Below are 23525 nucleotides of genomic sequence, written 5' to 3' on the forward strand. Positions count from 1 at the left end.
CTACGGTGAGGGTCCACGTCAGCCGCGCTGAAGGCGGTGAGGCCGATGTACGAGCACGTCGACCCGTTCATCGGGACCGGCGCCACCGACCTGCCCGCACCCAAGGGCCTGGCCGCGACCTGGTGGTGGCCGAAGCCGCAGGTCGGCAACACCCACCCCGGCGCCGTACACCCGTTCGGGATGGTCTCGGCCTGCCCGTACTCCGGGGCCTACCCGACCGGCTACGGGCTCTACGACTTCAACACCGAGGGCGTGCCCGGCCTGTTGTACGACCGCCCCGTCGCGTCCGGGTTCACCCACTTCCAGCAGTCCGGCACCGGCGCGATCCGCAAGTACTACAACTACTTCCGGGTCACGCCGATGCTCGGCCCGCTGGACGACCTGGGCACCACGTGGGGTCTGCTCGACGAGGTCGCCGAGCCCGGCTACTACGCCGCGACGCTCAGCTCCGGAGTGCGCTGCGAACTCACGGTCGGACCGAAGTCCGCCGTCCACCGGTACACCTTCCCCGCGCACGACGCCGCCCGGATCGTCGTCGACGCCTCGACCGGCGGCCTGGCCATCCCGCACAGCCGGACCGTGCCGTTGAAGGCGCACCTGGCGATGCTGGAGCCAGGCGTCGCCCAGGGCGAGATCCACGTCGAGGGTGTGCCGCTGGCCGTACATCTGGAGGTCGACGCTCCCGGCTGGCGGCAGCTGCTGTGGTACGACCGGCGCCTGATGCCCGGCGGCACCCGCCTCGACTTCGACTACATCCGGCCGACCACGCTGCGGCCGTTCGGGCTGATCTTCATCGGACCGGCGCGCGCCGAGCAGACCGTGGAGGTCCGGCTCGGGTTCTCCCTGCGCGGCTGTGCGTCGGCCCGCGACAACCTGCACACCGACGTCGGCCGGACCGGCACCGCCTTCGCCGGCCGCTGCGACCGTACGGCGGCCACCTGGCGCGATCACCTCGGCAAGGTGGCGATCAGGACCGGGTCGAACGACCAGGCGACCGTCTTCGGCACCGCGCTGTACCACTCGCTGATCAAGCCGTGCTTCGCCCCGGACGAGAGCCCGTCGTGGACCACCGACGGCCCGTACGCGTTCGACATCTGCACGATGTGGGACATCTACCGCACCCAGCTGCCGCTGATGACCACGCTGTTCCCGCAGCGATCGATCGCGCTGGCCGGCGCGATGCTGTCGATCTGCGAGCAGGAGGGCAACCTGCCGATCGGCTACCGGATGGCCAAGGGCGCCGACCGGTTCTCCCGGCAGGGCAGCGCGCTCGCGCACACCTTCCTGGCCGACCTGTGCCAGCTGGATCTGCCCGGGATCGACTGGGACTGGGCGATGGTGCACCTGGAGATGGACCTGCGCCGGACGTACGGCGAGGACTACCTGGTGCACGGCGTGGCGCACCCGATCAGCCACACCCTCGACCTGGCGTATGCCTACCACTGCACCGCGGCGATCGCCCAGAAGGTCAACGACCTGCCGCTGGCCCGGCAGATGCGCGACCTCGCGCAGGGCTGGCGCGCGGCGTACGACCCGGGCACGGGTCTGCTGCACGACTCCACGTTCTACGAGGGCGGCCGGTGGAACTACTCCTTCCGGCTGCTCCACGACATGCGCGCCCGGATTGCCCTGGCCGGCGGCGACACGGCGTTCGTCCGGCTGCTCGACCGGTTCTTCGGGTACGACGCCGTACCGGTCACCCAGCCGGGCGTGGCACCGACGGTGGCCGAGATGGACGCCGGGTACGACCTGCGCCGGTTCGAAGGGCTGAACAACGAACCCGACTACGAGGCGCCGTGGGCCTACCACTACGCCGGACGGCCGGACCGGACCGCCGAGGTGGTGCACGCCGCGGTCGCCAACCAGTTCGGCACCGGCCGGGGCGGGCTGCCGGGGAACGACGACTCCGGCGGGCTCTCCGCGTGGTACGTGTGGGCGACGCTCGGGCTGTTCCCGGTGGCCGGGCAGAACCTGTTCCTGGTCAGTGCGCCGGCCGTGGCGGAGTCCACGCTCCGACTGCCTGACGGCGAACTGTCGATCAGTACGTCGGGATTCGAGCCGGTCGAGGCCGGCGGACCGGTCAACTACGTCCAGTCGATCGCCGCGAACGGCAGGACCCTCGAACGCCCCTGGATCTCCGGGCGCGAACTGCGGCAGCTCCGCACCCTGCACGTCGAACTCGGCCCCCGGCCCTCCGGCTGGGGCACCCGGATCAGGCCACCGTCCACATCCGACCCGCTGCACACCACCGGAGGTGACGTATGACCGTCGACGAGACACCCGTCCCGTCCACGCCCGGCCGCCGGCTGGTCCTCGTGGTGCGGGCCGATCCGGTGATCTGCGGGCATTCCGGTGAGGCGCGGTGCCTGGCAGAGGTCGCGCTCACCCGCGGGTTCGACGACGTACGGATCGTGACCTGGCCGCTGGACGCGCTGGAGGCGGCGCGGTTGCCGCTGAAGCCACTCGATCGCGTGCTGCCGTACAGCCCTGGCATCACGGTGGAGCGGCCCGATCCGGTCGGCGACTACCGGGTGCCGGACGGACGGTACCTGGCAGGGCTCGTCGGGCGGCTGGTCGAGCTGTTCCTCGACGGCGTACCGACGGTGGCGATGTCGCTGTACCTGAGCCCGCACGCACTTGCCGTCCAGGAAGCCGTCCAGGTGGCACGCCGGATCGGGTCCCCGCAGGTCGTCACCGTGGCCGAGGCGGTGGGCTCGGACATCACCAATGTGGTCCGCGACTGTGTGCGCACCGGCCGGTTCGGGGCGGCCGCGCAGCTCCTGTCCGGCTACCTGGCGGCCGACCACTGCGTCGCGGTGTCGCAGTACACCAAGGATCTGATCGTGGCCTCGGCGGCGACACTCGACAGCCTGCACGGTACGACGTTCGCGCGGCAGTGCGCCGAACGGATCGCCATCTCCTACCCGGCCGTCGACTCCTGGCCGTACCTGTCGCTCACCGACGACGCGATCGGCGCGACGCTGACCCGGCGCGGCCTTTCGCGGGACGGGTACGTGCTGTTCCTGTCCCGGATCGCTTCGGCGAAAGGGATCGACGACCTGATCGACGCGTACGCCGGATCGCGGTCGGCCGAGCGTGTGCAACTGGTGCTGGCCGGGCGCGGCCCGCAGGAGGACGAGGTCGTCGCGCGGGTGGCAGCCGCCGGGCTGGGCGAGCGGGTGCCGGTGCTGACCGACGTGGACGACGCCGAGAAGCCCGCGCTGATGGCCGGGAGCGCGGCGTTCGTGCTACCGACCCGCGAGGAGGCACAATTCGTGGAGACCTTCGGGATCGCGCTGGTGGAGAAGGCGCTGGCCGGCGGCGGACCGGTCATCACCTGCGCGACCGGCGGCGTCCCCGAAGCGGTCGGCGACACGGCACTGCTCGTGCCGCAGCACGACCCGGCCGCGCTGCGCGCCGTACTGGACGACGTCGTCTGCGACTGGACGCCCGAGCAGCGTGCCATGGCCGAGCAGGACGCGCGGGCGTACGCGTTGCAGTTCGACCGGGTCGCCGTGTTCGATCGGCTCTTCGCTCGGGTCGAGCGTGCCGCCGTACCGGCCGCCTGAGCTCTGGTCCTGTGCACAGCAGGGTTCTGCGGCACGGAATTTCTGCATCCGGAAGGATGTCGTCCGGAACCGGGATTAGCCTGCGACCCATGAAGAACGCAGCGGCACTCATCGAGGACGCTCAGGTGCACGTGGTCCCGGCGAACGAGGCGCCGTGGGAAGACCTGCAGGCGATCCTCGGTACGGCGGACGCGGGACAGTGCCAATGTCAGCGTTTCAAGGTCCGCGGGTGGATCTGGCGTGACTCGACCCTGGACGAGCGGACCACCCGGCTCCAGGAGCAGACCGCATGCGGTACGCCGGATGCGCGGGCGACGGCAGGGGTGGTGGCCTACGTCGACGGTGAGCCGGCTGGGTGGGCGGCGGTCGAGCCGAGGACGGCGTACCCGAAGCTGCGGACGTCGCGGATCCCGTGGGCCGATCGCCACGAGGACAAGGACGACGACAGCGTCTGGGCGGTCACGTGTCTGCTGGTCCGCAAGGGCTTCCGTGGCCGCGGTCTCACCTATCACCTGGCGCGCGCCACGATCCCGCACGCCCGCTCCCGTGGGGCCCGCGCCCTCGAGGCGTACCCGATGCTCACCCAGCCCGGGAAGACCGTCACCTGGGGCGAACTCCACGTCGGCCCGCACCAGGCCTTCGACGAGGCAGGCTTCCGCCAGGTCAGCCACCCCACCCTCCGGCGCACGGTGATGCGCGTCGACTTCGAGTAGCTCAGTCATAGGTGGCCTGGGCCTGCCAGGTGGTGCGGCTGAGAGCGAAGAGCCAGGCGCGGGTGTCGGCGGTCTGGAACTGGAAGCGGGCCTGGCGATTCTCGGTGGCCGGGTCCCACCAGCGCTCGGCGGTGAGCCAGGGGCCGGCCCAGCCGGTGATCGGGTACAGCTTGTTGCTGTCGGCAACCTGGACGCCCGGACCGCGGGTGGTGGTGCCGACGGGCAGCAGGGAGAACGCGGCGGGCACACCGCTCAGGTCACCGCGGGCGGTGACCGAGACCAGGGAGCCGTCCGCGGCGAACACCTTCGCGGGGATCGGCTCGGGGAAGATCGTGGTCGGCGCCAGGACCGGCCAGCGCGCGGTGCCGGTGATCGCCCCGGGCCACGGCTGGTCCGGAGGGCGGGCGGGCACCGGCGGGTCGCCCCACGGGATCAGCGTCTGCCGCTCCGCGACGCCACGTCCACCGCCGACCACCACCGACACGACCGCCCCGTGACCGAGCATGCTCTGCACCCGGGACAGCGCCCGGTGGATCCGCTCGTCCGGACCGCCGCCCCACAAGCCATCCGCATGCGCGCCGACCGGATCCACCTGGTCGGGGATCAGCCGCACCCGGACGACCGGTGACATCAGCTCACTGGTCGCCGTCCCGCTCCCCTGCAGCTGCCAGCGCACCCGGTCCACCACGTCGGCCGCGGTGAACCAGCGCGGATGCAGCCACTCCCGCTCATGGATCCGCCCGGACTCGGTGCCGACCTCGACCCGCAGCGTCGTACACACCAGACCGAGCTCGGTCAGCCGGACGATCAACTCGTCGGCGACCGCCCGGACCGCGAACGCGACCTGGTCGACGCGGTCCACCGACGGCTCGAAATCGAGAGTGCGGGTCAGCTCCGGCGGAACCTCCCGGCCGGTCACGGGCCGGTCGTCGTACCCCCGGGCGAGCCGATGCGCGAAAGCGCCGCCCGGGCCGAACCGGGTCAGCACCTCGGTCGCGGGCAGCCGCGCGAACGCGCCCAGCGACCGCAGTCCCAGCCGGCGCAGCAGATCCGTGAGCTCCGGCTGCTCGAGGACGTCGATCCGCAGCGGCGCGAGGAATTCCGGCGAACCGCCCGGCGGCACCACGTGCATCCGGGTCCGCGGTGAACTCGTCCGGGCTGCCTGCTCCGCGGCGAACGGGCCGTCGGCGATCCCGATCCGGCTGCCGGGCACGTCGTACGTCTCCAGGCGGTCGAGCAGCTTCGCCGCGGCGGCCTCCTCACCGCCGTAGAACCGGGCCGGACCGCGCGCCTTCAACGCGCACATCCCCGGCCGGATCACCTGCACGCCCGGGGTGATCGCCTCCAGGCACGAGACCACCGGATCGTACGCCCGCGCGTCGATCACCGGGTCGTACTTCAGCACGACCAGCTCCGGGCACCGCGACTGCGCGTCCCGCGCGCGCTGACCGCGCCGTACCCCCTCGGCCCGGGCGGCGGCAGAGGTGGCGAGCACCTTGCCCTTCTCCAGGACGGCGATCGGCTCGTCCGGTGACAGCCCGGTCGCCGCGGCGGCCGCAGCCACCGGCCAGTCCGGCACCCAGATCACCATCGTCCGCGTGAGGCCGGCCACTAGCCCACCGCCTCGATCCGGTCCGGCCACTCCTCCGGGCGGACGAGCTCGGCCGGCTCGGCAGACCGGATCGCGCCGTCGGGACCGGGCAGCCAGAGGTCGTGGCGGGCACGGACGGCGGCGCGCCGACCGGTCACCGCCACGGTCGCCCGGCGGGCGGTGAGCAGACCCTCGCCGTCGCCGAATCCGGTCCAGGCGTTGCTCTCGATCTCGAACCGGGCCTCGCTGCCCGGCCAGGACCCGTACGCGATCAGCATCGCGCCGCGGGTCCGCAGTCGCGCGGCGAGCCGGGACGCCTCCCCCGACGTCACGTCACCCGGGGGACGGACGACGACCACGGTCAGCGCGTCGACCAGCGCGGCGACGACGCTCAGCCACTCCGGCCCCGGATCCGGGACGAGCACCAGCCGCTCCAGATCCACCCCGAGCCCGCGCGCAGCCTCCGCTCCGAACGACGGCACGCCCACCACACCGCACCAGGCGCCCTCCGTGGACGGCCCCGCCATCAGCGCCATCACCAACGCGGCGCTGCCCCGCACCGAATACACCGAGCCACCGCGCAGGCTCGCCCCGCCGAGCAACTCACCCACCGCCGGATGGGTCGGCAACTCCCTGGACACCCCGGCCGTGTCCAGCGCCTGCTGCACCCGGGCCGCCGAATGCCCCTTTTGGGCCTTCTTCTGAGCCGTGGCCCGCGCGAGAAGCAGCCGGGCATGATCGAGCGCCGCCACTCGACCTTCCGTCTCGCTCCCCGTCATACTCCCATGTTCGAACACCTGTTCGAACAAGTCAATCCGGTCGTCCACAGCCCCTGAACTGGCTAGAGTCCGGCCCATGCGGCGCGTCGACCATCCACGCTTCGTCACCGCCCTGCGCCAGGTAGAGGACAGTATCGCCGCCGCCTGGGACAGTTTCTGCGCGGACAGCGGCGTCCACCCCGGTACCGCGGAAGCGCGCGCCCTGGCCGAGGTCGTACTGCAGGACCCGTCGGAGTTCGACTGGCGGATCGTGGACGGCGCACTGAACCAGCTGACGTGCCCCGACTGCGGCGCCACGCTCGGCGCCGGCGCCACCGGCTGCCCGACCTGCGACCGGGCGAACGGCTTCCGGTTCGCCGCTCGAGAGACCGACCGGCCCGGCGTACCGCCGGGGAACGAACACGCCATCCGCGTCTCCTCGGCCGTCGCCCGCACGCGCCACCGGTACTCGCCGCGAGCACGAGCCGGTTACGAGTTGCTCCTGCCCGACCTGCTCGCCGGACTGCTTCCCAGCACGCCCGAGGCGCAGCGAATGAAGCACCTCATCAATCAGCACAGTGACGAAGAGCTGGAGCAGCTGATCACCCCAGCGGACATCGGCGCGAGCAGAGGTGTTGCCGACATAGGGTGAGTGCATGCCAAGGACTATTGCCACCAACACCAAGGTCGACCTGGATGGTCTGCTCGAGTTCGTACGGCCGCGGCACCACATGCTGCTGATGACCACGCGGGCCGACGGCTCGGTGCAGGCGTCGCCGGTGTCGGGTGGGGTGGACACCGAGGGACGGATCGTCATCTCGTCGTACCCGGAGCGTGCCAAGAGCACGAACGTGAAGCGGGCCGGCAAGGCGAGCGTCGTCGTACTGTCGGACGAGTGGAACGGCGCGTGGGTCCAGGTGGACGGCCGCGGCGAAGTGATCGAGCTGCCAGACGCCGTGGAGCCGCTGGTCGACTACTACCGCTCGATCTCCGGTGAGCACCCGAACTGGGACGAGTACCGCGAGGCGATGGTGAAGCAGGGCAAGTGCCTCATCCGGATCACCCCGGACCGCTGGAGCCCGATCGCCACCGGCGGCTTCCCCGCCCGCCTCGCCGACGACTGATCCGGCTGATGCCGACCGCCTTGGTCGTGCACGCACACCCGGACGACGAGGTCTTCGCGACCGGCGCGGCCACGTCAATGCTGAGTGGGCAGGGCTGGGACGTCGTACTGCGGGTTGCTACCGCCGGCCTGCACGGAGCGTTCGATCACCTGCCCGCGTCGTGCGCGCTGCTGGGCATCGACGAGTGGAACTGGTTGGGCACCAAGGACCAGTGGACTGACGACGGTGGTCACGCCGGCCCACACACCCTGGCGTCCGCCCCGCCGCAAGCCGTGGCCGAGCCCATCGCCCTGGCCGTCGAGGCACTGCGGCCAGAGCTGGTGCTGACCGTAGGAAGAGACGGGCTGACAGGCCACCCGGACCACATCGCCATCTCCCGTGCCGTCGAGACAGCAACGCAGCACGCCGACTGTCGTGTCCTGGGCTCGCGACTCAGAGCCCAGGACGTCCGTGCGGGCGAGCAACTGATCCAGCAACTCGCGCCGGGTCAGCAGATCGGCTCCGGTCGCGTCACCGGATGCGCTACGCCGCTGGAGCAACTGGGCGGCGCGTCCGAGCAGCGACGCCGGCAAGCGCTCGACGAGTACTACAAGGGCCTCGGCACCAAGCCACTCGCCGAACTCCTCGAAGTACACCGCCCCAGCAGCGACGGCCTACTGCTGCGTGCCGTGTTCGACGCAACCACCTGGACCCAGGACCACTTCGAGCACCTCACCACCTGAAGCCCTCCCGCGCCATCCATAGGCCAACTGTGGTGGGTGCGGACAGGCTGTGGTGGGTGCAGACAGGCTGTGGTGGGTGCAGACAGGCTGTGGTGGGTGCAGACAGGCTGTGGTGGGTGGGGACCTGATATTGCCTGTCGAAACCCCCGCTACGTATCGCACCACCCCAGTCGTCAACGCCCCGCGCCCGGTGGACCGGCCGCGCGTGGGTGCAAACAAAACGCGGCAGGTACGGACAGGCTGCGGTGGGTGCGGACAGGCTTGTGGTGAGTGCGGACAGGCTGCGGTGGGTGCGGACAGGCTGTGGTGGGTGGGGACCTGATATTGCCTGTCGAAACCCCCGCTACGTGTCGCACCACCCCAGTCGTCAACGCCCCGCGCCCGGTGGACCGGCCGCGCGTGGGTGCAAACAAAACGCGGCAGGTACGGACAGGCTGCCGCGGGTACGAACAGGCTGTGGTGGGTGCGGACAGGCTGCGGTGGGTGCGGACAGGCTGTGGTGGGTGCGGACAGGCTGTGGTGGGTGGGCCCGGACCTGATATTGCCTGTCGAAACCCCCCGCTACCTGTCGCACCACCCCAGTTATCAACGCCCCGCGGGCCGCGCAGCGGCGACAAAGTTGCGACTGGGGAGCGCAGCACACCTGAAATGACCGGCAGGACTCCCCACTCCAACTCGTCCCGTCCACGCCCATGGACAAAATCAGCCCCGTCCCGGCTGCCGCCCTGCCCCAGCTCCACACCGCATGTCCCAGGTCCACACCGCATGTCGTGGGTGGAACCCCAGAGCTCCGGTCGTCGGCCGGTCAGTGCTTTGTGCGGCGTTCCATTGTTTGGGTGATGCGATGCATGGCGCTCTCCAGGTGTTCGCGCAGTGCTGCTTCCGCGCCGGCTTCGTCGTGGGCGATGCAGGCGTCGAGGATCGCCTGGTGTTCGCGGCGGGTCTGCTCGATGCGGGCCTTGGTCTGACGCGAGCCGAATCGGTACCGCTCACTGTTCTGCCAGACCGGCTCGATCGCGCGTGGCAACCAGCGGGACCCGCCGGCCCGGTAGATCGAGAAGTGGAACTCGGTGTGCGCCTGGCGGGAGGCGATGTTGTCACCCAGCTTCGACAGCCGGACGTGCTCGGCCAGCGACTCCCGGGCCGCCTTCTCGTCGGTGTCGGAGAACTGCGTGGCCGCAGCCCGCACGGCCAGCGACTCCAGCGCGAGCCGGGTCTGGTGGGTGTCGCGGAGGTCCTCCATCGAGAGTTCCCGGACCCAGGCGCCCTTGTGCGGGACGATCTCGACCAGCCCGAGCGCCGCCATCCGCCGCAGCCCTTCCCGGATCGGCATCTGGCTCATGTCGAGCCGCTTCGCGAGCTCTTCGAGGCGCAGCGCCGTACCGCTGGGGAGTTCTCCGGACAGGATGAGTTCGTGCAGTTCGGCGGCGGCTTCCTCGGCGAGCGTACGACGCCCGGTCGGCCCTCCGGGCGTGAGCTCGAGACGTCGGATCATCGGTCGCTGGCAGCCTCTCTCCTCTTCGACTCTGGAGGTACCGTAGCCGCCTGCCGGGCTTCCTGGGCGCTTCCTCGGCGGATTGCTCATTTCGGACTCCTCCGAACCGCTTCGAACGCTCTGTGGTCTAGGCCGCGATCGTTCAGAAGGCGGTCAGGTCGATCAGGACGCGTCCCGACGGGCGCTCCAGCAGCTCACCGATCCGGGCCGCCGGCACCAGGTCGTACTCCGTCCGCCAGGACGATCCGGCGATGTCGGCGAGCGCCTGACCGACGGCGTTCGGGGCCAGTACGGTCCGCTGCAGATTCACCGGCAGCAGGCGCATGTCCCGGCCGATCAGCTGATGCAGGTTGATCGTGCTGAACTCACCGAAGCGGTAACCCAGTACGGCGATCCGCCCGCCCGGTGAGATGTGTCCGAGCACGCCACCGGTGACCGGACCGCCCATCGTGTCGATCACCGCATCGCACCACGGCAGCTCCCGGCCCACCTGCCCCAGACCGTCCACCTGCACGAGTTGATCGACCAGACCGCCCGCGTCGTCGGCCCGCTCGTCCTGAGAGACCACGCCGACCACCCGAGCCGCGCCGGCCGACCGGGCGATGGCTGCACACAGCCGTCCGAGCTGACCGTTCACTCCGGTGACGACGACGGTCTCACCGGCCTGTACGTCGGCCACGCGCCGTACTGCGGTATGCGCGGTCAACAGCGGCGTCATCAACGCCAGCGCCGTCGCGGCGTCGAGTGACGGCGGCAGCCGATGTACGGCGGTGTCCGGCACGACGGCGTACCGTCCCCAGACACCGGCGCGGGTGACGCCGACACCGTCACCGCGGACGACCACCGGTGTACCGGCCTCGGCGACACCGGAGCTGACCACGACACCTGCTCCTTCGGAACCAGGAATGAGCGGCTCCGACGGCTGACCGCCGGCCACCGTTGACCGGTCCAGCGTCGTGACCGACGCCAGCCGCATTTCCACCAACGTCTCGCCCGGCCCGGCGGACAGCTCGGCCTCTTCGGCCTTCAGCGGCTGTCCCGCTCCGTGGCACCGCAAGACGATCCCCCGTCGATTCACGGCTCTCCCCCGTTCCCCTCCATTTGATATCTGATCACGACCTGGCCCCGAAAAAGCACCGGTCTCACCACTCGACGACCTCCCGGGCCAGCGGCCTGGTCAAGGCCTCGACTGCAATGGACCGGTCGGCAGCGCGCTCGGCGGACACCGAGTCGCTGCCCATCGGGAACGGCCAGTCGCTGCCGGCCAGCACCCGCTCGGGCCCGAACGTCTTCGTCAGCAACTCCAGTACGGCGTCGTCGTGGACCAGATCGTCGACGTAGAAGCGGCGCATCGCCTCGGCCACCGGCAGCGACACCGGCTCGATGCCCGGCCGCGCCTGGTCGATCCCCCGCTGCCACCGTCCGGCGACGGCCGCCGTCACACCACCCCCATGACACAAACAGAACCGGATCCCCGGGAACCGTCCCGGCACGTCCGCGAAGACCAGCGACGCGGCCGCCAGGGCGGTCTCGTACGGATTCCCCAACAGGTTCGACAAGTAAAACGAGTCGAGCCGCTGGTCGTCACTGTGTCCGGGATGAATCAGCGTGAACGCCTCCAGCGCGTGCAGCACGCGCCACACCGCATCCAGCCCGGCGTAGCTCGGCGTACCCAGTGCGAAGCCGCTGAAGACGCCCTCGCCGGCCAGCGCGGCCGCGACAGCCGGTGCGGCCGGGTCGAGTAGCGGCAGGTGGCCCAGCACGCGCAGCTGCGGCGTGGCCAGTTCACGGAGGCCCTGGTTCACCAGCTCGGCCCACTCGACGCCGGCGTCGTAGCGGAAGAGGGCGGGCGGCACCGAGACCACGGCGCCGTCCAGGACCTGTGTGGAGATCCAGTCCAGCAGTGCGGCCGGATCGGCCAGCCGCCGCAGCGGCAGCCGCTCGCCGTCGACGACCAGTGAGCCGTCGTCGACGGACAGGCCGAAGTCCCCTCGATCCGCCGCGGCCAGCACGGTCGGCGGTATCAGGTGGGTGTGGACGTCCCAACCGGGCATGTCAGCGGGCGTCCTCGTCGTTGTCGTAGAAGTCCGGGCGCTCCGGGTAGTGCGGGCCGTCGTACACCTCGAGCAGCACCGAGGTCTCCTCCGCACGCGTCGGCCCGTGGACCACGCCCTTGGGGTTCCAGTAGAAGCTGCCCTTGGTCAGTGTGGTGCCGGTCGGCAGGTACACGTACCGGCCGGACAGGCAGAACATGAACTGGTTCGACGCGTGCCGGTGCTCCGACGGGATGCCGGAGCCCTTCTCGAACCGCACCAGTGCGATCGACGCCTCGGTCACCGGATCACGCCACAGCATCTTGTGCGACAGGCCGGCCAGCGACTTGTCCACCCACTCCAGGTCGTCCGTCTGCAGCAGGATCTCCTGCAGCGGTTCGTTGAAACTCATGGCACCTCCCGACCTGTCACGTGCTGGTAGAGCTCCTCGGCCACGCCAGGGCCCATCGGGGCGACTGCGGCGATGTGGCCGTCCGGGCGGATCAGTACGACGCTCTCGGGCGGTACGCCGTACCGCTTGGTGGTGACGCTGCCCGGGTCGAACAGCGACCGGTCGCGCAGACCGGAGTCGTGCGGCGCGTCCCAGCGGGACACCGCGTAGTGCTGTAGCGCCGGTGAGGTGTTCGCCGGGATCTCCGGGCGCCGCCGGACGTCGGTGAAGTACAGCGCGACGAACGAGTCGCGGCACAGGTCGTGGATCGTCGTCCGGCCGGTCGGGCTCTGCAGGACGAGGTCCGGCGCTCGGTCGCCCGCGCGTACCGGAGGCGGTGTGGCCGACGTCGCCACCATCGACCAGTCGCCGACACCCTCGACGTCCAGCCGCACGCTCAGCAGCGTCCGGTTGTACGCCGTGGCCCACGGACCCGTCGCCTCGGTGACGGCACCCTTCTGGAAGGACATGTACCTGCGGGCCGCCTCGGCCATCTCGCCGGAACCCTCGATCGCGACCGGACGCTGCTCCTGCTCGTACCCGTCCAGCAGTTCCTCCGACGCCCAGCCGCGCAGTACCCAGGCCAGCCGCCACGGCAGGTTCGACGCGTCCAACGCTCCCGTGTTCAGGCCGAGCGCCCACATCGGTGTGATCAGGTGGGCCGCGTCGCCCATCAGGAACACCCGGCGGTCCTTGGTCCACTGCTCGGCGACCCGGTGGTGCACGTTGTAGACGACCGAGCCGAGCAGCTCGATCCGGTCCACCTCGCCGATGAACTGCTTCACCTTCACCAGCAGGTCTTCGTCGTCCGGCGCGTCGGCGCCCGGCGCCAGCGGGAACAGGAACCGCCAGTTGTCCGGCTGCCGGATCAGCACCATCCATTCGGAGCGGTCCGCGAAGTAGGCCAGGTACGGGTAGTCGCGGGCGTTGTCGACGTCCAGGTCCACCACCACGTCGATCAGCATGTACCGCTCGGGCAGGGTCTCCCCCACCACCTTGACACCGAGCGCGTCCCGGATCCGGCTGCGTCCGCCGTCGCAGGCGAGCAGGTGCGACGCGTGGATTTCCTGCGGGCCGTCCGGCGTCTCGACCTGCAGCACCACCCGGTCGTCGAGCACCTCGAACGACGTCAGCCGATGCTGCGTCCGCACCGGCTCCGGCAATGCCGCAGCCAGCAGTGGCTCCATCTTCTGCTGCGGCAGGTTGATGACGAACGGGAACTGGGTGTCGTTGGCCAGCTCGGCCAGCTGCACCGAGGCCCGCGGCGTGTTGGTGGCCCGGTCGATGTCACCGATCTCGTCGATCCGCAGTGCGGCGCCGAGGATGCGGTCGACCGCGCCGTACCGGTTCCAGATCTCCAGCGTGCGGCTCAGCGTCGTACCGGCCTTGGTGTCGGACGACAGTACGGCGTCCTCCTCCAGCAGCACGTACGGGATGCCGTAGTGCGCCAGACCGAGTGCGGTCGTCAGACCGATCGGGCCGGCTCCGACGACGGCAACAGGCAACTGGTCAGGCAACTGTTCAGGCAACTGGTCAGGCACTGAATCACTCCACGAAGCTGGTGAGCTTGGCAAAGGCACGTTCCCGGGTCAGCGTCGACCCGGTCATCGCGGCCGCGTCGGACAACAGGAACAGCAACGGGCCGACCACGTCCTCGGGGTCGCCGATACCTATGGTGTCCTCCCAGTGCGCCCGGTCCGTACCGGCGTTCGCACCTCGGAACTGCTCGGTGTCGATCACGCCGGGCGCGACCACGTTGACCCGTACCCGTTCCCCGGCCACCTCGGCCGCCAGCGTCTTGGCGAACGCCACCAGCGCCGCCTTGCTCGCCGCGTACGCCGCAGCGCCCGGGAACCCCGTCGACGCCATGCCGGAGGTGAACACGACCACCGAACCGGAGCGCCGCGCCACCATGTGCGGCACGACGGCCTGACACGCCCAGACCACGCCGTCGAGGTTGACCTGCAGCGTCCGGGTCCAGGAGGCAGCGTCCAGCTCCAGCACCGGCGAGCGCGGCTGGACGGCCGCACCGGCGACCAGACCGTCGATCCGGCCGTACTGCTCGATGACGTCGGCCACAGCGTCTTCGACCACTGAGCGGTCCGCCACGTCCACCTTCAGGTGCTCGACACCGGCGGGCGGGGACGCCACGTCGAAGACGACTGCCGTACCGCCGGCGGCGTTGACCGCGACGGCCAGCGCGGCCCCGATGCCCTGCGCGCCACCGGTGATCACCACGACCTCACCGGTCGCGTTGAACGTCACCTTCACGTCGACGTCCCCTTCTGCTTCGACGTCATGGTCTCCGTGATCCGCTGGAACGCCCCCGCCAGATGGCTGCGCAGCGCCTGCTCCGCCGCGTCCGGGTCCTTGGCCACGCACGCGTCCAGGATCGCCTGGTGTTCCTTCCGGCTCCGCTCGATCAGGAACGCGGTCTGCCGCCCGCCGAAGCGGTAGCGCTCGCTGTTCTGCCACACCGGCTCGATCGCGCGCGGCAACCACTGGGAGCCACTGGCCCGGTAGATCGCGAAGTGGAAGTCCGCATGGGCCTGGCGGGCACCTGCGGAGTCCTCCGCGCGCGACAGCCGGAGATGTTCGGCCAACGCGGCCGCGGCCTTGGTCAGGTCCTCCTCGGAGAACCGCACCGCCGCGGCCCGTACGGCGAGACTCTCCAGCGCCAGCCGGGTCTCGTGCGTGTCGCGCAGATCCGCCAGCGACAGGTCACGGACCCACGCGCCGCGGTGCGGGATGATCTCGACCAGTCCCAGTGCCTCCAGCCGGCGCAGCCCCTCACGCACCGGCATCTGACTCATCTCGAGCCGGTTCGCCAGTTCCACCAGGCGCAGCGGCGTACCGCTCGGCAGCTCACCGGACAGGATCAGCTGGTGCAGCTCGGCAGCAGCATGCTCGGCCAGCGTCCGCCGACCGCCCTTGCCACCACCCGGCAGCAACTCCAGCGGCCCGCTCATCGCCGGGCCACCCGGGCGGGCGTACCGGTGAGCAGCAGGTCGCCGGTCAGGTCCGTTGCCCCCAGCAACAGGACCGTGTCGTTCTCGAGAACGCCCGGACGCTCCCGCCCGTCGTGCTCGACCGTCACGTACCGCATGTCAGGTCCACTCGACGCCACGCACCGGAATCACCCCCTTCACGCGACCACGGCGATCGCATTGATCTCGATCAGGTAGTCCGGATCGGCGAGTTTGCTGACCTCGACCATCGTCGAGGCCGGCAGCGGCTCGCTGAAGTACTGCGCCCGGACCTCGTGGATCTTGGCGAAGTCCTCCATGTTGCGCACATACACGTCCACGCGGCAGATGTCCTCGAGCGTCCCGCCGGCGGCCTCGACCGCCGCTTTCACGTTCTCGCACACCTGCCGGGTCTGTTCGCGGACGTCGCCGACCCCGGCGATGCTGCCGTCCGGGCGCCGCGCGGTCATCCCGGAGACGAACACGAGCCGACCGGTCGCCTCCACGGTGGTCGCCTGCGCGAACACCCCGTTCGGGTTCCGCAGCGCGTCCGTGGTCACCTGTGTCTTCGGCATCAGCCCAACACCCCTCCCGCCGGGACGACGGCGCCGACCGCGCGTGCGGCCGCGAGCAGCCCGTCCAGTCCCGACCTCTCGATCAGTACGCCGTGACGCCGCTGGTGCGCCGCGCGCTCGGCCTCGATCTCGCCGGGCAGGTACAACCGGCTGATCCCCGGCGCCGTCGCGCTCCCCCGCACCCGGGCGGCCAGCCCGGAGGAGCGCTTCTTGAACTCCTCGACACCGCCCATCAACTCCGGGTCGATCGCCAGGAACAGGTGCGCGCAGTCGTTCGGCCGGTCCGGCTCCCGGTACAGCGGGCGGACCTGGTCACCCCAGCCGCCGCCGCTCAGCACGCCGGTGAGGATGTCGATCATCAGCGCGAGCCCGAACCCCTTGTGGCCCGCGGCCGGCAGCAGCATGCCGAGCACCGCCTCGTCCGGGTCCGTGGTCGGCGTCCCGGACGCATCGGTCGCCCAGGAGTCCGGGATCGGCCGGCCGGCCGCGGCCGCCAGCCTGATCTTGCCGAGGGCAACGGCCGACAACGCCATGTCCAGCACGATCTCCACACCGGCGGTGGTCGGGACCGCGATCGCCAGCGGGTTGTTGCCGACCAGCCGCTCCGCGCCGCCCGGGGCGGGCATCAGCGGCGTGGTGTTCGACATTGCGATACCGATACACCCGGCTTCGCCGGCTTGCATCGCCCAGCGGCTGGCGGCGCCGAAGTGGTGGGCGTTGCGCACCGAGACGATGCCGATCCCGTACCGCCCCGCGCGTTCGATCGCGTACCGCATCGCCTGCGGGCTGGTCAGCTGACCCATCCCGCCGCGCGCGTCGGCCACCATCGCGGCGCCTGCGTCGTACAGGATGTCGAGTTCGCGTTCCCGGGTCACGCCGCCGGCGTTCAGCCGCTCGACGTACATCGGAACCAGCATCACGCCGTGCGAGCTGACGCCGCGCAGGTCCGCCTCGACGAGCGCCGCGGCGATCTCGGCCGCGTCCTCCGCCCCGAAGCCGAGCGCCCGGAACACCTCGGCCACCGTCGCCTCGAGCCACTCCGGACGAACCAGCACCCGCGGATCGGCAGCAGAGGCCTGCGCACTCATCGGGATTCCCGCGCCCAGGGCAGCAGCAGGTGCTCGAGCAGTACGAGCCCGTAGAACAGCACGATGCTCATCACGCTGAGCAGCATGATCGCGGCGAACGCCAGCGTGGTGTCGGCGCTCGCGCCGGACTGCTGGATGACGTACCCGAGGCCCTTGGTGGCACCCACGAACTCGGCGATCACCGAGCCGATCACGGCCAGCGAGATCGCCACCTTGAAGCCGGTGAAGATCTGCGGCATCGCGTACCGCAGCCGCAGCTTGAAGAACTCCTGCGCGCGGCCGGCGTTCAGCGACCGCATCAGCTCGACCAGCTCGGCCGGCGTCGACTTCATCCCCTGCGCGGTCGAGATCACGATCGGGAAGAAACACATCAGCAGCACCATCACGACCTTCGGCAGCTGCCCGAACCCCATCCAGATCACCAGCAGCGGCGCGATCGCCACCTTCGGGATCGAGTTGACCATCAGCAGCAGCGGGTACACCAGCCGCTCGAGGATCACCGAGCGGACGATGACCAGCGCGATCGGTACGCCGATCACGATTGCGAGCAGGAAGCCCTCGACGGTCTCGGCCATCGACGTCCCGGTCTCGCGGAGCAGTTGGGCCGGCTGCTCGAAGAACTTCACCACCACGTCCCACGGACTCGGCAGCAGGTACGGCTCGATCGCGAACACGATCGTCGCGCCCCACCAGACCCCGATCGCGATCGCCAGGCCGATGATCGGCAGCACGACGGCGGCCGTCGGGGAATCGGTCAGCCAGCTGCGCTTCGGCAGTGTGCGCCCGCTCATCGCGACCGCACCTCGTCCACCGGCCGGGCGGTGCCGACGCCCGGCTCCTTCTCGGCGAGCAGCGCGTGCAACCGGGCACTGATCGTGGCCACCTCGGTGACGTGCGCGTTCTGGCCGAGGCTGCGCGGCCGCGGGATGTCGATCTCGACGACCTCCCGCATCCGGCCCGGCCGCGGCGTCAGCACGACCACCCGGTCGGCCAGGACGACGGCCTCCTCGATCGAGTGCGTGACGAACACGATCGTGGTGGACAGCTCCATCTTGATCCGCTGCAGCTCCTCGGACAGCTCGGTCCGGGTGAGTGCGTCGAGCGCGGAGAACGGCTCGTCCATCAGCATCACCTGCGGGTCGCGGATCAGCGACCGGCACAGCGACACCCGCTGCTGCATGCCGCCGGACAGCTCGTGCGGCAGCCGCCGCTCGAATCCGTGCAGTCCGACCAGCTCGAGCAGCTCGTGGGCGCGGTCCCGGTACGCCGCCTTGTTCCGGGTGCCCTTGTCGATCTCGACCGGGAGCATGACGTTCGACAGCACCGAACGCCACGGCAGCAGTGCCGGGCGCTGGAACATGAACGACACGTCCCGGCGCGGGCCGGTCACGGGATCACCCGCGACCCGGACCGCGCCGGACGTCGGCCGGAGCAGTCCCGCAATCAGCCGGAGCAGTGTGGACTTGCCGCAGCCGGACCGGCCGATCAGCGTGACGAATTCGCCGGCTCGGACGTGCAGGTCGATCCTCTCCAGGGCGGTCACCTGGCCCTCGCGTCCGTCGAAGACCTGACCCACGCCGTCCAGGCGAATCATCCGGTTCCAGTACTCCTAGCTGTCCGCTCGTGCCGTCGGTTCTCGCCCCGTCAGCTCTTCGGCGCGAGACTCAACGTCACGACGTCCTCGGGCTTGAGCGGGGTCTTGATCGCGTTCGACTCCTGCAGCAGCGAGATGACCTTCTGCACCCGCTCCTGGGTGACGTCACCCAGCGGGCCGGTGAAGCCCTGCGGCTTGATGTAGTTCCTCATGATCTGCAGTTCCTTGGTGGCGACCGCGACGTCGGTGTCCGGGACGTACTTCTTCAGCGTCTCGGCGGCCGCGGCCGGGTCGTCGTAGGTGTCCTGCAGACCCTTGAGCAGCGCGGTGGTGAACTTCTTCACCTGGTCCGGGTGGTCCTTGGCCAGATCCGTCCGGGTGATGATCGCGTTGCCGTACAGGTCCGGCAGCTTGTCGCCGTACGGCAGCGTGACCGCCTTGCGGTGCTTGCTGTCGGCCTTCTCGATCAGCGGCTGACCGACGACGAACTGGCCGATGCCCTGCACCTTGCCCGACGCCAGCAGGGCCGGCAGCCCAGGCGGCGGGGACGGGAGGAAGGTGACCGTCTTCGGGTCGATGCCGACCGCCTTGGCGTAGACCGGGAACATGACCGTGTTGGTCGAGCCCGGCTGGTCGCCGATGGTCTTGCCGGGCAGATCCTCCGGCTTGGTGATCCCCAGTCCCTCCAGCGACATGATCGCGGCCATCGACCGCTGGTGGATCATGCCGACCGTGGTGACCGGGAGCTTCTGGTTGGCGAGGGTGATCGCGGTGGCGGTGAAGTCGCCGATGCCGTAGTCGGCCTGGCCGCCGGCCACCAGCTTCATCACGTCGACGGTGCCGCTGCCCGGGGTGATCTTGACGTCGAAACCGGCGTCCTTGAAGTACCCCTTCTCCAGCGCGACGTAGGCGTACGCCTCGCGCCCGAAGGTGTTGAACGACGTCAGGTAGCTGACTTTCTGCAACCCGTCGCCGGCCTCGTTCCCGCCGTCGTCACCGCTGTTGCACGCACTCACCAGGGCGAGCCCCAGGACCGCCATCAGGGCGATGACGGAACGCCTCAACCTCATATCGACCTCTCTCGTCCCGATATTTGATCAAACATCAAATATGGAAGGGTGGTCAATCCGCGTGGGGTCTCTTCACCGGGTCTTAACGTCCCGTCGAGCTGTCCTCGCAGCACTGCCGGCCACCCGTCCTGGAGCCGTTCCCCATACCTGTCCGAACACTTCCTGTCACCGGACGGGCACCCGCCCCGACCACAGACCGTACCTGCCTGAGCAGCAGATCGCGACGCCCACGGCGGACGAACCCGGCCGCACTCCGTCAAATTTACGTAAACCCTCAACTTCTTCGTGACTCAGCCCACGTCCACCCGCCCGAAGGCGCCGGATTCCCCACCGTCACTCCCGGGAGGGAGGTGGCCGGACCCGGGGTTTGACAGGATGTCACCGTGGGTACGGCGGCGCGACGGATCTGGTGGGCGATCGGGTGCCTGTGGCGCCCGTCGACCTACCTGCGCTGGGTCTACCTGCTGCTCGGCGCGGCGCTGGTGCTGGCGTTCATCCTGGTCGACTCCGCACTCGGCGCGGTGATCTCCGAACTCGACCCGCCGAAGCTTGCCAAGGGCATCCTCTGGGCGCTGCTCGCGCTCGGTCCGCCGATCGTGCTCGGCCTGCTGCCCGCAGTCCGTGAGGTCCAGGGCATCGCGGTCGAGTCGCTGCTCGCGGTGCGGTTCGACGAGCGGCCGCTCGGCCCGGCGCGGACCTGGGCCCAACGGCGCCGTACCAGCGTCTGGTTCTGCCTGCACCTGCTGGCCGGCGGCGTGGTCGGCATCCTCAGCGCGATCGTCTTCGCCGTCGCCGCGATCTGGCTGGCCGCTCCGTTCCGCTCCCCCGGCACCCACGACATCGTGCCGGGCTGGTCGTACCAGATCCGCGGCAACTGGACGGACCTGTGGATGCCGGCCGCCGCCATCGGCGGCGTGATCGGGCTGTTCATGCTGTCGGCAGCGGTCGGCGCCCTGCTGGCGTACGTCGCCCCGCGCATCCTCGGCCCGACCGCGGCGGAACGCATCGAGCTGCTCGAGAAGCAGACCGCGACCCTTGCCGAGCGCAACCGTCTGGCCCGCGAACTGCACGACAGCGTCGGCCACGCACTGAGCCTGGTCACCCTCCAGGCGGCCGCCGCGCGGCGTGTGCTGGCGACCGATCCGGAGTTCGCCGAGACCGCGCTCGCCGCGATGGAGACCTCCGCCCGGGCGGCCCTGGCCGACCTGGACCACGTTCTCGGGCTGCTGCGCGACGACCGGCGGGAGGGGTCCCGGACCGCGCCGCAGGCGACGCTGAGCGGGCTCGACCGGTTGGTCGAGGCGACCCGCGCGGGCGGGATCGCGGTCGAGGTCGAACAGGCCGGCGAGCTGGACCGACTGCCCGCGGCGGTGTCCCGCGAGGCGTACCGGATCGTGCAGGAAGGCCTGACCAACGCGATCCGCCACGCGGGCCGCCCGGCCGGCGAACTGGCCGTGCACCTCTCGATCCGCTTGGACGAGTCCGGACTGCGGCTGGCGGTGACCAATCCGGTCAGCGGTACGTCCGACCATCCCGGCGGCGGCCGCGGGCTGGCCGGGATCCGTGAAAGAGTCGCCGTACTGCAGGGAACCGTTGCCGCGGGGCCGGTCGGCGAGAGCGTGAACGGTGTCGACCAGCCGGCCTGGCAGCTCGCCGTACGGTTGCCGGTCGGCGTGACGAAGGGATGACATGAACCTGTCGGTGGTCGTGGTCGACGACGAGCCGCTGATCCGCAGCGGGCTGCGCGCCATCATCAACGCCGAGCCGGACCTGACCGTCGTCGGCGAGGCAGGCGATGGCGCCGAGGTGCTGCCACTGGTCCGCCGGACCGGCGCGGACGTGATCCTGATGGACGTCCGGATGCCCGCGGTGGACGGCATCCAGGCGACCCGCCTGCTGCTCGAGGGCATCGATCCGGCGCCGCGCGTCCTGGTCGTCACCACGTTCGAGAACGACGACTACGTGTACGACGCGTTGCGCGCCGGCGCGTCCGGGTTCCTGCTGAAGCGGACGCCGCCGGACGACATCGTCGCGGCGATCCGGACGGTCGCGAAGAGCGAGTCGCTGCTCTTCCCCGAGGCGATCCGTAACCTCGCGCTCGCCCACGCCGGTACGCCGGCATCCGACGGACTCGACCGCTATCAGCTCACCGAGCGCGAGCAGGAGGTGCTGCGGCTGATGGCGCGGGGGCTGTCCAACGCGGAGATCGCCGCGGAGCTCTTCCTCGGCCTGCAGACCGTGAAGACACACGTGGCGAACGTGCTGGCCAAGCTGAACGCGCGGGACCGCACCCAGGCCGTGATCCGCGCCTACGAATCCGGCTTCGTGCCGCTGCACTGAGGCTGAGCCGACGGGGGTGAGAGCTGCGGTCGCTAGCGGCCGGTCGGATTCTCGGCCTCGGCCAGCTCGCACGCGTTGTGCAGCGGGTCGACGGCGTTCGCCTTGAGCGCCACGCGCTGCAGCAACAGCCGGAAGCTCTCGCGCTCGGACTCGTCGAGAATGCCGAGGACCTCCTCCTCGGTGGCGCGCAGCCGGCGCTCGTAGTCGCACAGCACCTCGGTGGCCTTCTCGGTCGGCACGATCAGCCGCGCTCGGCGGTCGGCCGGATCGGGCCGGCGCTGCACCAGGTCCGCCTGCTCCAGGTCGTCCAGCAGGTACGTCATCACGGTCCGGTCCACGCCGAGCTGGGCAGCCAGGTCGAGCTGGCGCTTCGGCCCCTCGGCGCTCGTCGTGGCGAGCACCTGGTAACCACGCGGCCCGCCGGGCAGCCCGTCCAGCGCCTCGGCGGACGCCTTCACGTACCGCCGGAAGACGACGCCGAGCGCCCAGCCCAGGTCGGCCTCCACCGGTGCACCACTGGCGGTGGACGGCTCCAGACCTCGCGCAGTGCGGGCTGCGACCTCGGGCGACGTACTCGACATGTCCCCATCGTACGTGGTGTACGCCACCCGGAATACGATCTGACTTGAAGATGTTCTGTGAGACAGACTATCTTCGGTACAGCTCAATACGAGCTCGCCCTCACACATGATGGAGACACAACGAATGAGCACCCTGCTACGCGTCGACGCCAGCATCCGGCTGGACGGCTCGGTGTCCCGCGCCCTGGCGGACAGCGCGGAGGCCGCCTGGAAGGCGGAGCACCCCGACGGTGCCGTGGTACGGCGTGACCTCGGGCAGCACCCGCTGCCCGCGACGGTGTGGCCGACGCTGGCCGCCGCCCAGGTGGGTCAGCAGCCGGTCGCGGAAGCCGACCGGATGCCGCTGGCCGACGCCGAGGCGATCGCCAAGGGCCTGTCGGCCGAGATCACGGCAGCCGACGCCGTCCTGCTCGCCGTACCGCTGTACAACTACGGCATCGCCCAGAACGTGAAGACCTGGATCGACACGCTGCTGCTGGACCGCGAACTCGGGTTCGGCTCCCGTCCGCTGGCCGGCCGCCCGGCCATCTTCGCGATCGCCCGCGGTGGCGGTTACGGCCCGGAGTCCCCGAAGCACGGCTGGGACCACGCCACGCCGTACCTGGAGCGGATCTTCGGCGACGTCTTCGGGATGAACATCCGGACCGCTGCCGCCGAACTCACCCTCGCCCCTGTCACCCCGGGCATGGAGGAACTGATCGACGCCTCCAAGGAGTCGGAGACCGAGGCCCACGAGCACGCCGAGAAGCACGGCGTCGTCGTCGCCCAGGAGCTGATCGGCCGGGTGGCCTGACCCCCGCCTGATCCAGCGGCTGACCTTGGTCAGTGAGGTCTCAGTGGTGCCGAGCTCGAGCC

25 protein-coding genes are annotated in these 23525 nt (G+C 70.3%); 9 read left to right on the forward strand and 16 right to left on the reverse strand.

Annotated features, from left to right (window positions below):
• The first annotated feature begins 45 nt into the window (after window positions 1–45).
• The 3 genes from AB0B82_RS04775 to AB0B82_RS04785 all read left to right on the forward strand — a co-directional run bounded on the left by AB0B82_RS04775 (window position 46) and on the right by AB0B82_RS04785 (window position 4282).
• The gene (locus AB0B82_RS04775) at window positions 46–2265 is read left to right on the forward strand and encodes a glycoside hydrolase domain-containing protein (RefSeq protein ID WP_360162514.1); all 2220 of its coding nucleotides are present in this window, start codon (window positions 46–48) and stop codon (window positions 2263–2265) included.
• Window positions 2262–3569, forward strand: coding sequence for a glycosyltransferase (locus AB0B82_RS04780; RefSeq protein WP_360162516.1), 1308 nt, complete (start codon window positions 2262–2264; stop codon window positions 3567–3569). Before AB0B82_RS04775 ends, AB0B82_RS04780 begins: the two co-directional genes overlap by 4 nt.
• Window positions 3570–3658: 89 nt before the next feature.
• A complete protein-coding gene (locus AB0B82_RS04785) occupies window positions 3659–4282 on the forward strand; it encodes a GNAT family N-acetyltransferase (RefSeq protein WP_360162518.1) in 624 nt (207 codons plus the stop codon).
• A 1-nt stretch (window position 4283) separates the two neighbouring features.
• Here AB0B82_RS04785 and AB0B82_RS04790 read toward each other — a convergent pair whose 3' ends face one another.
• Both AB0B82_RS04790 and AB0B82_RS04795 read right to left on the reverse strand, forming a co-directional pair.
• Window positions 4284–5894: a DNA polymerase Y family protein gene (locus AB0B82_RS04790; protein ID WP_360162520.1), complete on the reverse strand. Its 1611-nt coding sequence runs from the start codon at window positions 5892–5894 to the stop codon at window positions 4284–4286.
• Window positions 5894–6652: a hypothetical protein gene (locus AB0B82_RS04795; protein ID WP_360162522.1), complete on the reverse strand. Its 759-nt coding sequence runs from the start codon at window positions 6650–6652 to the stop codon at window positions 5894–5896. The genes AB0B82_RS04790 and AB0B82_RS04795 overlap by 1 nt, the downstream gene beginning before the upstream one ends.
• A gap of 76 nt (window positions 6653–6728) precedes the next feature.
• Here AB0B82_RS04795 and AB0B82_RS04800 point away from each other — a divergent pair, with 76 nt between their 5' ends.
• The 3 genes from AB0B82_RS04800 to AB0B82_RS04810 are packed head-to-tail and all read left to right on the forward strand — an operon-like array spanning window position 6729 to window position 8477.
• A complete protein-coding gene (locus tag AB0B82_RS04800; protein ID WP_360162524.1) occupies window positions 6729–7283 on the forward strand; it encodes a hypothetical protein in 555 nt (184 codons plus the stop codon).
• A 4-nt stretch (window positions 7284–7287) separates the two neighbouring features.
• A complete protein-coding gene (locus tag AB0B82_RS04805; protein WP_360162526.1) occupies window positions 7288–7755 on the forward strand; it encodes a PPOX class F420-dependent oxidoreductase in 468 nt (155 codons plus the stop codon).
• 8 nt (window positions 7756–7763) lie between these two features.
• Window positions 7764–8477 (forward strand): PIG-L family deacetylase, encoded by a 714-nt coding sequence (locus tag AB0B82_RS04810; RefSeq protein ID WP_360162528.1) that lies wholly within the window; start codon window positions 7764–7766, stop codon window positions 8475–8477.
• An 805-nt stretch (window positions 8478–9282) separates the two neighbouring features.
• Here the strand turns inward: AB0B82_RS04810 and AB0B82_RS04815 are convergent.
• From AB0B82_RS04815 to AB0B82_RS04875, 13 genes are all read right to left on the reverse strand, one after another.
• Window positions 9283–9972, reverse strand: coding sequence for a GntR family transcriptional regulator (locus AB0B82_RS04815; RefSeq protein WP_360162530.1), 690 nt, complete (start codon window positions 9970–9972; stop codon window positions 9283–9285).
• A 142-nt stretch (window positions 9973–10114) separates the two neighbouring features.
• Entirely contained in the window at window positions 10115–11050 is a 936-nt protein-coding gene (locus AB0B82_RS04820; RefSeq protein WP_360162532.1) for a zinc-binding alcohol dehydrogenase family protein, read from the reverse strand.
• Window positions 11051–11114: 64 nt separating this feature from the next.
• On the reverse strand, window positions 11115–12026 hold the full coding sequence (locus tag AB0B82_RS04825; protein WP_360162534.1) for an amidohydrolase family protein: 912 nt from the start codon (window positions 12024–12026) through the stop codon (window positions 11115–11117).
• Window position 12027: 1 nt separating this feature from the next.
• Window positions 12028–12417 carry a cupin domain-containing protein gene (locus AB0B82_RS04830; protein WP_360162536.1) on the reverse strand — a complete coding sequence of 130 codons (390 nt, stop codon included), beginning with the start codon at window positions 12415–12417 and terminating at the stop codon, window positions 12028–12030.
• Window positions 12414–13997, reverse strand: a complete 1584-nt coding sequence (locus tag AB0B82_RS04835; protein WP_360162538.1) for an FAD-dependent monooxygenase — start codon at window positions 13995–13997, stop codon at window positions 12414–12416. The genes AB0B82_RS04830 and AB0B82_RS04835 overlap by 4 nt, the downstream gene beginning before the upstream one ends.
• 4 nt (window positions 13998–14001) lie before the next feature.
• Window positions 14002–14727, reverse strand: a complete 726-nt coding sequence (locus tag AB0B82_RS04840) for an SDR family NAD(P)-dependent oxidoreductase (RefSeq protein ID WP_360162540.1) — start codon at window positions 14725–14727, stop codon at window positions 14002–14004.
• On the reverse strand, window positions 14724–15425 hold the full coding sequence (locus AB0B82_RS04845; protein WP_360162542.1) for a GntR family transcriptional regulator: 702 nt from the start codon (window positions 15423–15425) through the stop codon (window positions 14724–14726). Before AB0B82_RS04845 ends, AB0B82_RS04840 begins: the two co-directional genes overlap by 4 nt.
• Window positions 15422–15562 carry an Rv2993c-like domain-containing protein gene (locus AB0B82_RS04850; protein WP_360162544.1) on the reverse strand — a complete coding sequence of 47 codons (141 nt, stop codon included), beginning with the start codon at window positions 15560–15562 and terminating at the stop codon, window positions 15422–15424. The genes AB0B82_RS04845 and AB0B82_RS04850 overlap by 4 nt, the downstream gene beginning before the upstream one ends.
• A 39-nt stretch (window positions 15563–15601) precedes the next feature.
• Window positions 15602–15997, reverse strand: a complete 396-nt coding sequence (locus AB0B82_RS04855; protein ID WP_360162546.1) for a RidA family protein — start codon at window positions 15995–15997, stop codon at window positions 15602–15604.
• On the reverse strand, window positions 15997–17085 hold the full coding sequence (locus AB0B82_RS04860) for an Ldh family oxidoreductase (protein ID WP_360162548.1): 1089 nt from the start codon (window positions 17083–17085) through the stop codon (window positions 15997–15999). Before AB0B82_RS04860 ends, AB0B82_RS04855 begins: the two co-directional genes overlap by 1 nt.
• Entirely contained in the window at window positions 17082–17876 is a 795-nt protein-coding gene (locus AB0B82_RS04865) for an ABC transporter permease (RefSeq protein WP_360162550.1), read from the reverse strand. The genes AB0B82_RS04860 and AB0B82_RS04865 overlap by 4 nt, the downstream gene beginning before the upstream one ends.
• Window positions 17873–18679, reverse strand: a complete 807-nt coding sequence (locus tag AB0B82_RS04870; protein WP_360162552.1) for an ABC transporter ATP-binding protein — start codon at window positions 18677–18679, stop codon at window positions 17873–17875. The genes AB0B82_RS04865 and AB0B82_RS04870 overlap by 4 nt, the downstream gene beginning before the upstream one ends.
• Before the next feature lie 50 nt (window positions 18680–18729).
• Window positions 18730–19749 carry an ABC transporter substrate-binding protein gene (locus tag AB0B82_RS04875; protein ID WP_360162554.1) on the reverse strand — a complete coding sequence of 340 codons (1020 nt, stop codon included), beginning with the start codon at window positions 19747–19749 and terminating at the stop codon, window positions 18730–18732.
• Window positions 19750–20132: 383 nt separating this feature from the next.
• On the opposite strand from AB0B82_RS04875, the gene AB0B82_RS04880 reads away from it, so the two are divergent.
• Both AB0B82_RS04880 and AB0B82_RS04885 read left to right on the forward strand, forming a co-directional pair.
• Complete coding sequence (locus tag AB0B82_RS04880; RefSeq protein WP_360162556.1) at window positions 20133–21437, forward strand: histidine kinase; 1305 nt, start codon at window positions 20133–20135, stop codon at window positions 21435–21437.
• 1 nt (window position 21438) lies between these two features.
• Window positions 21439–22089 (forward strand): response regulator transcription factor, encoded by a 651-nt coding sequence (locus AB0B82_RS04885; RefSeq protein WP_360162558.1) that lies wholly within the window; start codon window positions 21439–21441, stop codon window positions 22087–22089.
• 32 nt (window positions 22090–22121) lie between these two features.
• Here AB0B82_RS04885 and AB0B82_RS04890 read toward each other — a convergent pair whose 3' ends face one another.
• Entirely contained in the window at window positions 22122–22670 is a 549-nt protein-coding gene (locus AB0B82_RS04890) for a MarR family winged helix-turn-helix transcriptional regulator (RefSeq protein WP_360162560.1), read from the reverse strand.
• A 124-nt stretch (window positions 22671–22794) separates the two neighbouring features.
• Between AB0B82_RS04890 and AB0B82_RS04895 the strand changes: the two genes are divergently transcribed.
• Window positions 22795–23463, forward strand: a complete 669-nt coding sequence (locus tag AB0B82_RS04895; RefSeq protein ID WP_360162562.1) for an NAD(P)H-dependent oxidoreductase — start codon at window positions 22795–22797, stop codon at window positions 23461–23463.
• The last annotated feature ends 62 nt before the right edge of the window (window positions 23464–23525 follow it).

The sequence above is a fragment of the Kribbella sp. NPDC048915 genome, from assembly GCF_040649595.1.
Taxonomy (GTDB): Bacteria; Actinomycetota; Actinomycetes; order Propionibacteriales; family Kribbellaceae; genus Kribbella.

Bases quoted from the DNA above. Each gene is read 5' to 3' on its own strand.
- AB0B82_RS04775 (WP_360162514.1), top strand. From the start codon at position 46: ATGTACGAGCACGTCGACCCGTTCATCGGGACCGGCGCCACCGACCTG.
- AB0B82_RS04780 (WP_360162516.1), top strand. From the start codon at position 2,262: ATGACCGTCGACGAGACACCCGTCCCGTCCACGCCCGGCCGCCGGCTG.
- AB0B82_RS04785 (WP_360162518.1), top strand. From the start codon at position 3,659: ATGAAGAACGCAGCGGCACTCATCGAGGACGCTCAGGTGCACGTGGTC.
- AB0B82_RS04795 (WP_360162522.1), bottom strand. From the start codon at position 6,652: ATGACGGGGAGCGAGACGGAAGGTCGAGTGGCGGCGCTCGATCATGCC.
- AB0B82_RS04800 (WP_360162524.1), top strand. From the start codon at position 6,729: ATGCGGCGCGTCGACCATCCACGCTTCGTCACCGCCCTGCGCCAGGTA.
- AB0B82_RS04805 (WP_360162526.1), top strand. From the start codon at position 7,288: ATGCCAAGGACTATTGCCACCAACACCAAGGTCGACCTGGATGGTCTG.
- AB0B82_RS04810 (WP_360162528.1), top strand. From the start codon at position 7,764: ATGCCGACCGCCTTGGTCGTGCACGCACACCCGGACGACGAGGTCTTC.
- AB0B82_RS04815 (WP_360162530.1), bottom strand. From the start codon at position 9,972: ATGATCCGACGTCTCGAGCTCACGCCCGGAGGGCCGACCGGGCGTCGT.
- AB0B82_RS04825 (WP_360162534.1), bottom strand. From the start codon at position 12,026: ATGCCCGGTTGGGACGTCCACACCCACCTGATACCGCCGACCGTGCTG.
- AB0B82_RS04830 (WP_360162536.1), bottom strand. From the start codon at position 12,417: ATGAGTTTCAACGAACCGCTGCAGGAGATCCTGCTGCAGACGGACGAC.
- AB0B82_RS04845 (WP_360162542.1), bottom strand. From the start codon at position 15,425: ATGAGCGGGCCGCTGGAGTTGCTGCCGGGTGGTGGCAAGGGCGGTCGG.
- AB0B82_RS04850 (WP_360162544.1), bottom strand. From the start codon at position 15,562: ATGCGGTACGTGACGGTCGAGCACGACGGGCGGGAGCGTCCGGGCGTT.
- AB0B82_RS04855 (WP_360162546.1), bottom strand. From the start codon at position 15,997: ATGCCGAAGACACAGGTGACCACGGACGCGCTGCGGAACCCGAACGGG.
- AB0B82_RS04860 (WP_360162548.1), bottom strand. From the start codon at position 17,085: ATGAGTGCGCAGGCCTCTGCTGCCGATCCGCGGGTGCTGGTTCGTCCG.
- AB0B82_RS04865 (WP_360162550.1), bottom strand. From the start codon at position 17,876: ATGAGCGGGCGCACACTGCCGAAGCGCAGCTGGCTGACCGATTCCCCG.
- AB0B82_RS04870 (WP_360162552.1), bottom strand. From the start codon at position 18,679: ATGATTCGCCTGGACGGCGTGGGTCAGGTCTTCGACGGACGCGAGGGC.
- AB0B82_RS04875 (WP_360162554.1), bottom strand. From the start codon at position 19,749: ATGAGGTTGAGGCGTTCCGTCATCGCCCTGATGGCGGTCCTGGGGCTC.
- AB0B82_RS04885 (WP_360162558.1), top strand. From the start codon at position 21,439: ATGAACCTGTCGGTGGTCGTGGTCGACGACGAGCCGCTGATCCGCAGC.
- AB0B82_RS04890 (WP_360162560.1), bottom strand. From the start codon at position 22,670: ATGTCGAGTACGTCGCCCGAGGTCGCAGCCCGCACTGCGCGAGGTCTG.
- AB0B82_RS04895 (WP_360162562.1), top strand. From the start codon at position 22,795: ATGAGCACCCTGCTACGCGTCGACGCCAGCATCCGGCTGGACGGCTCG.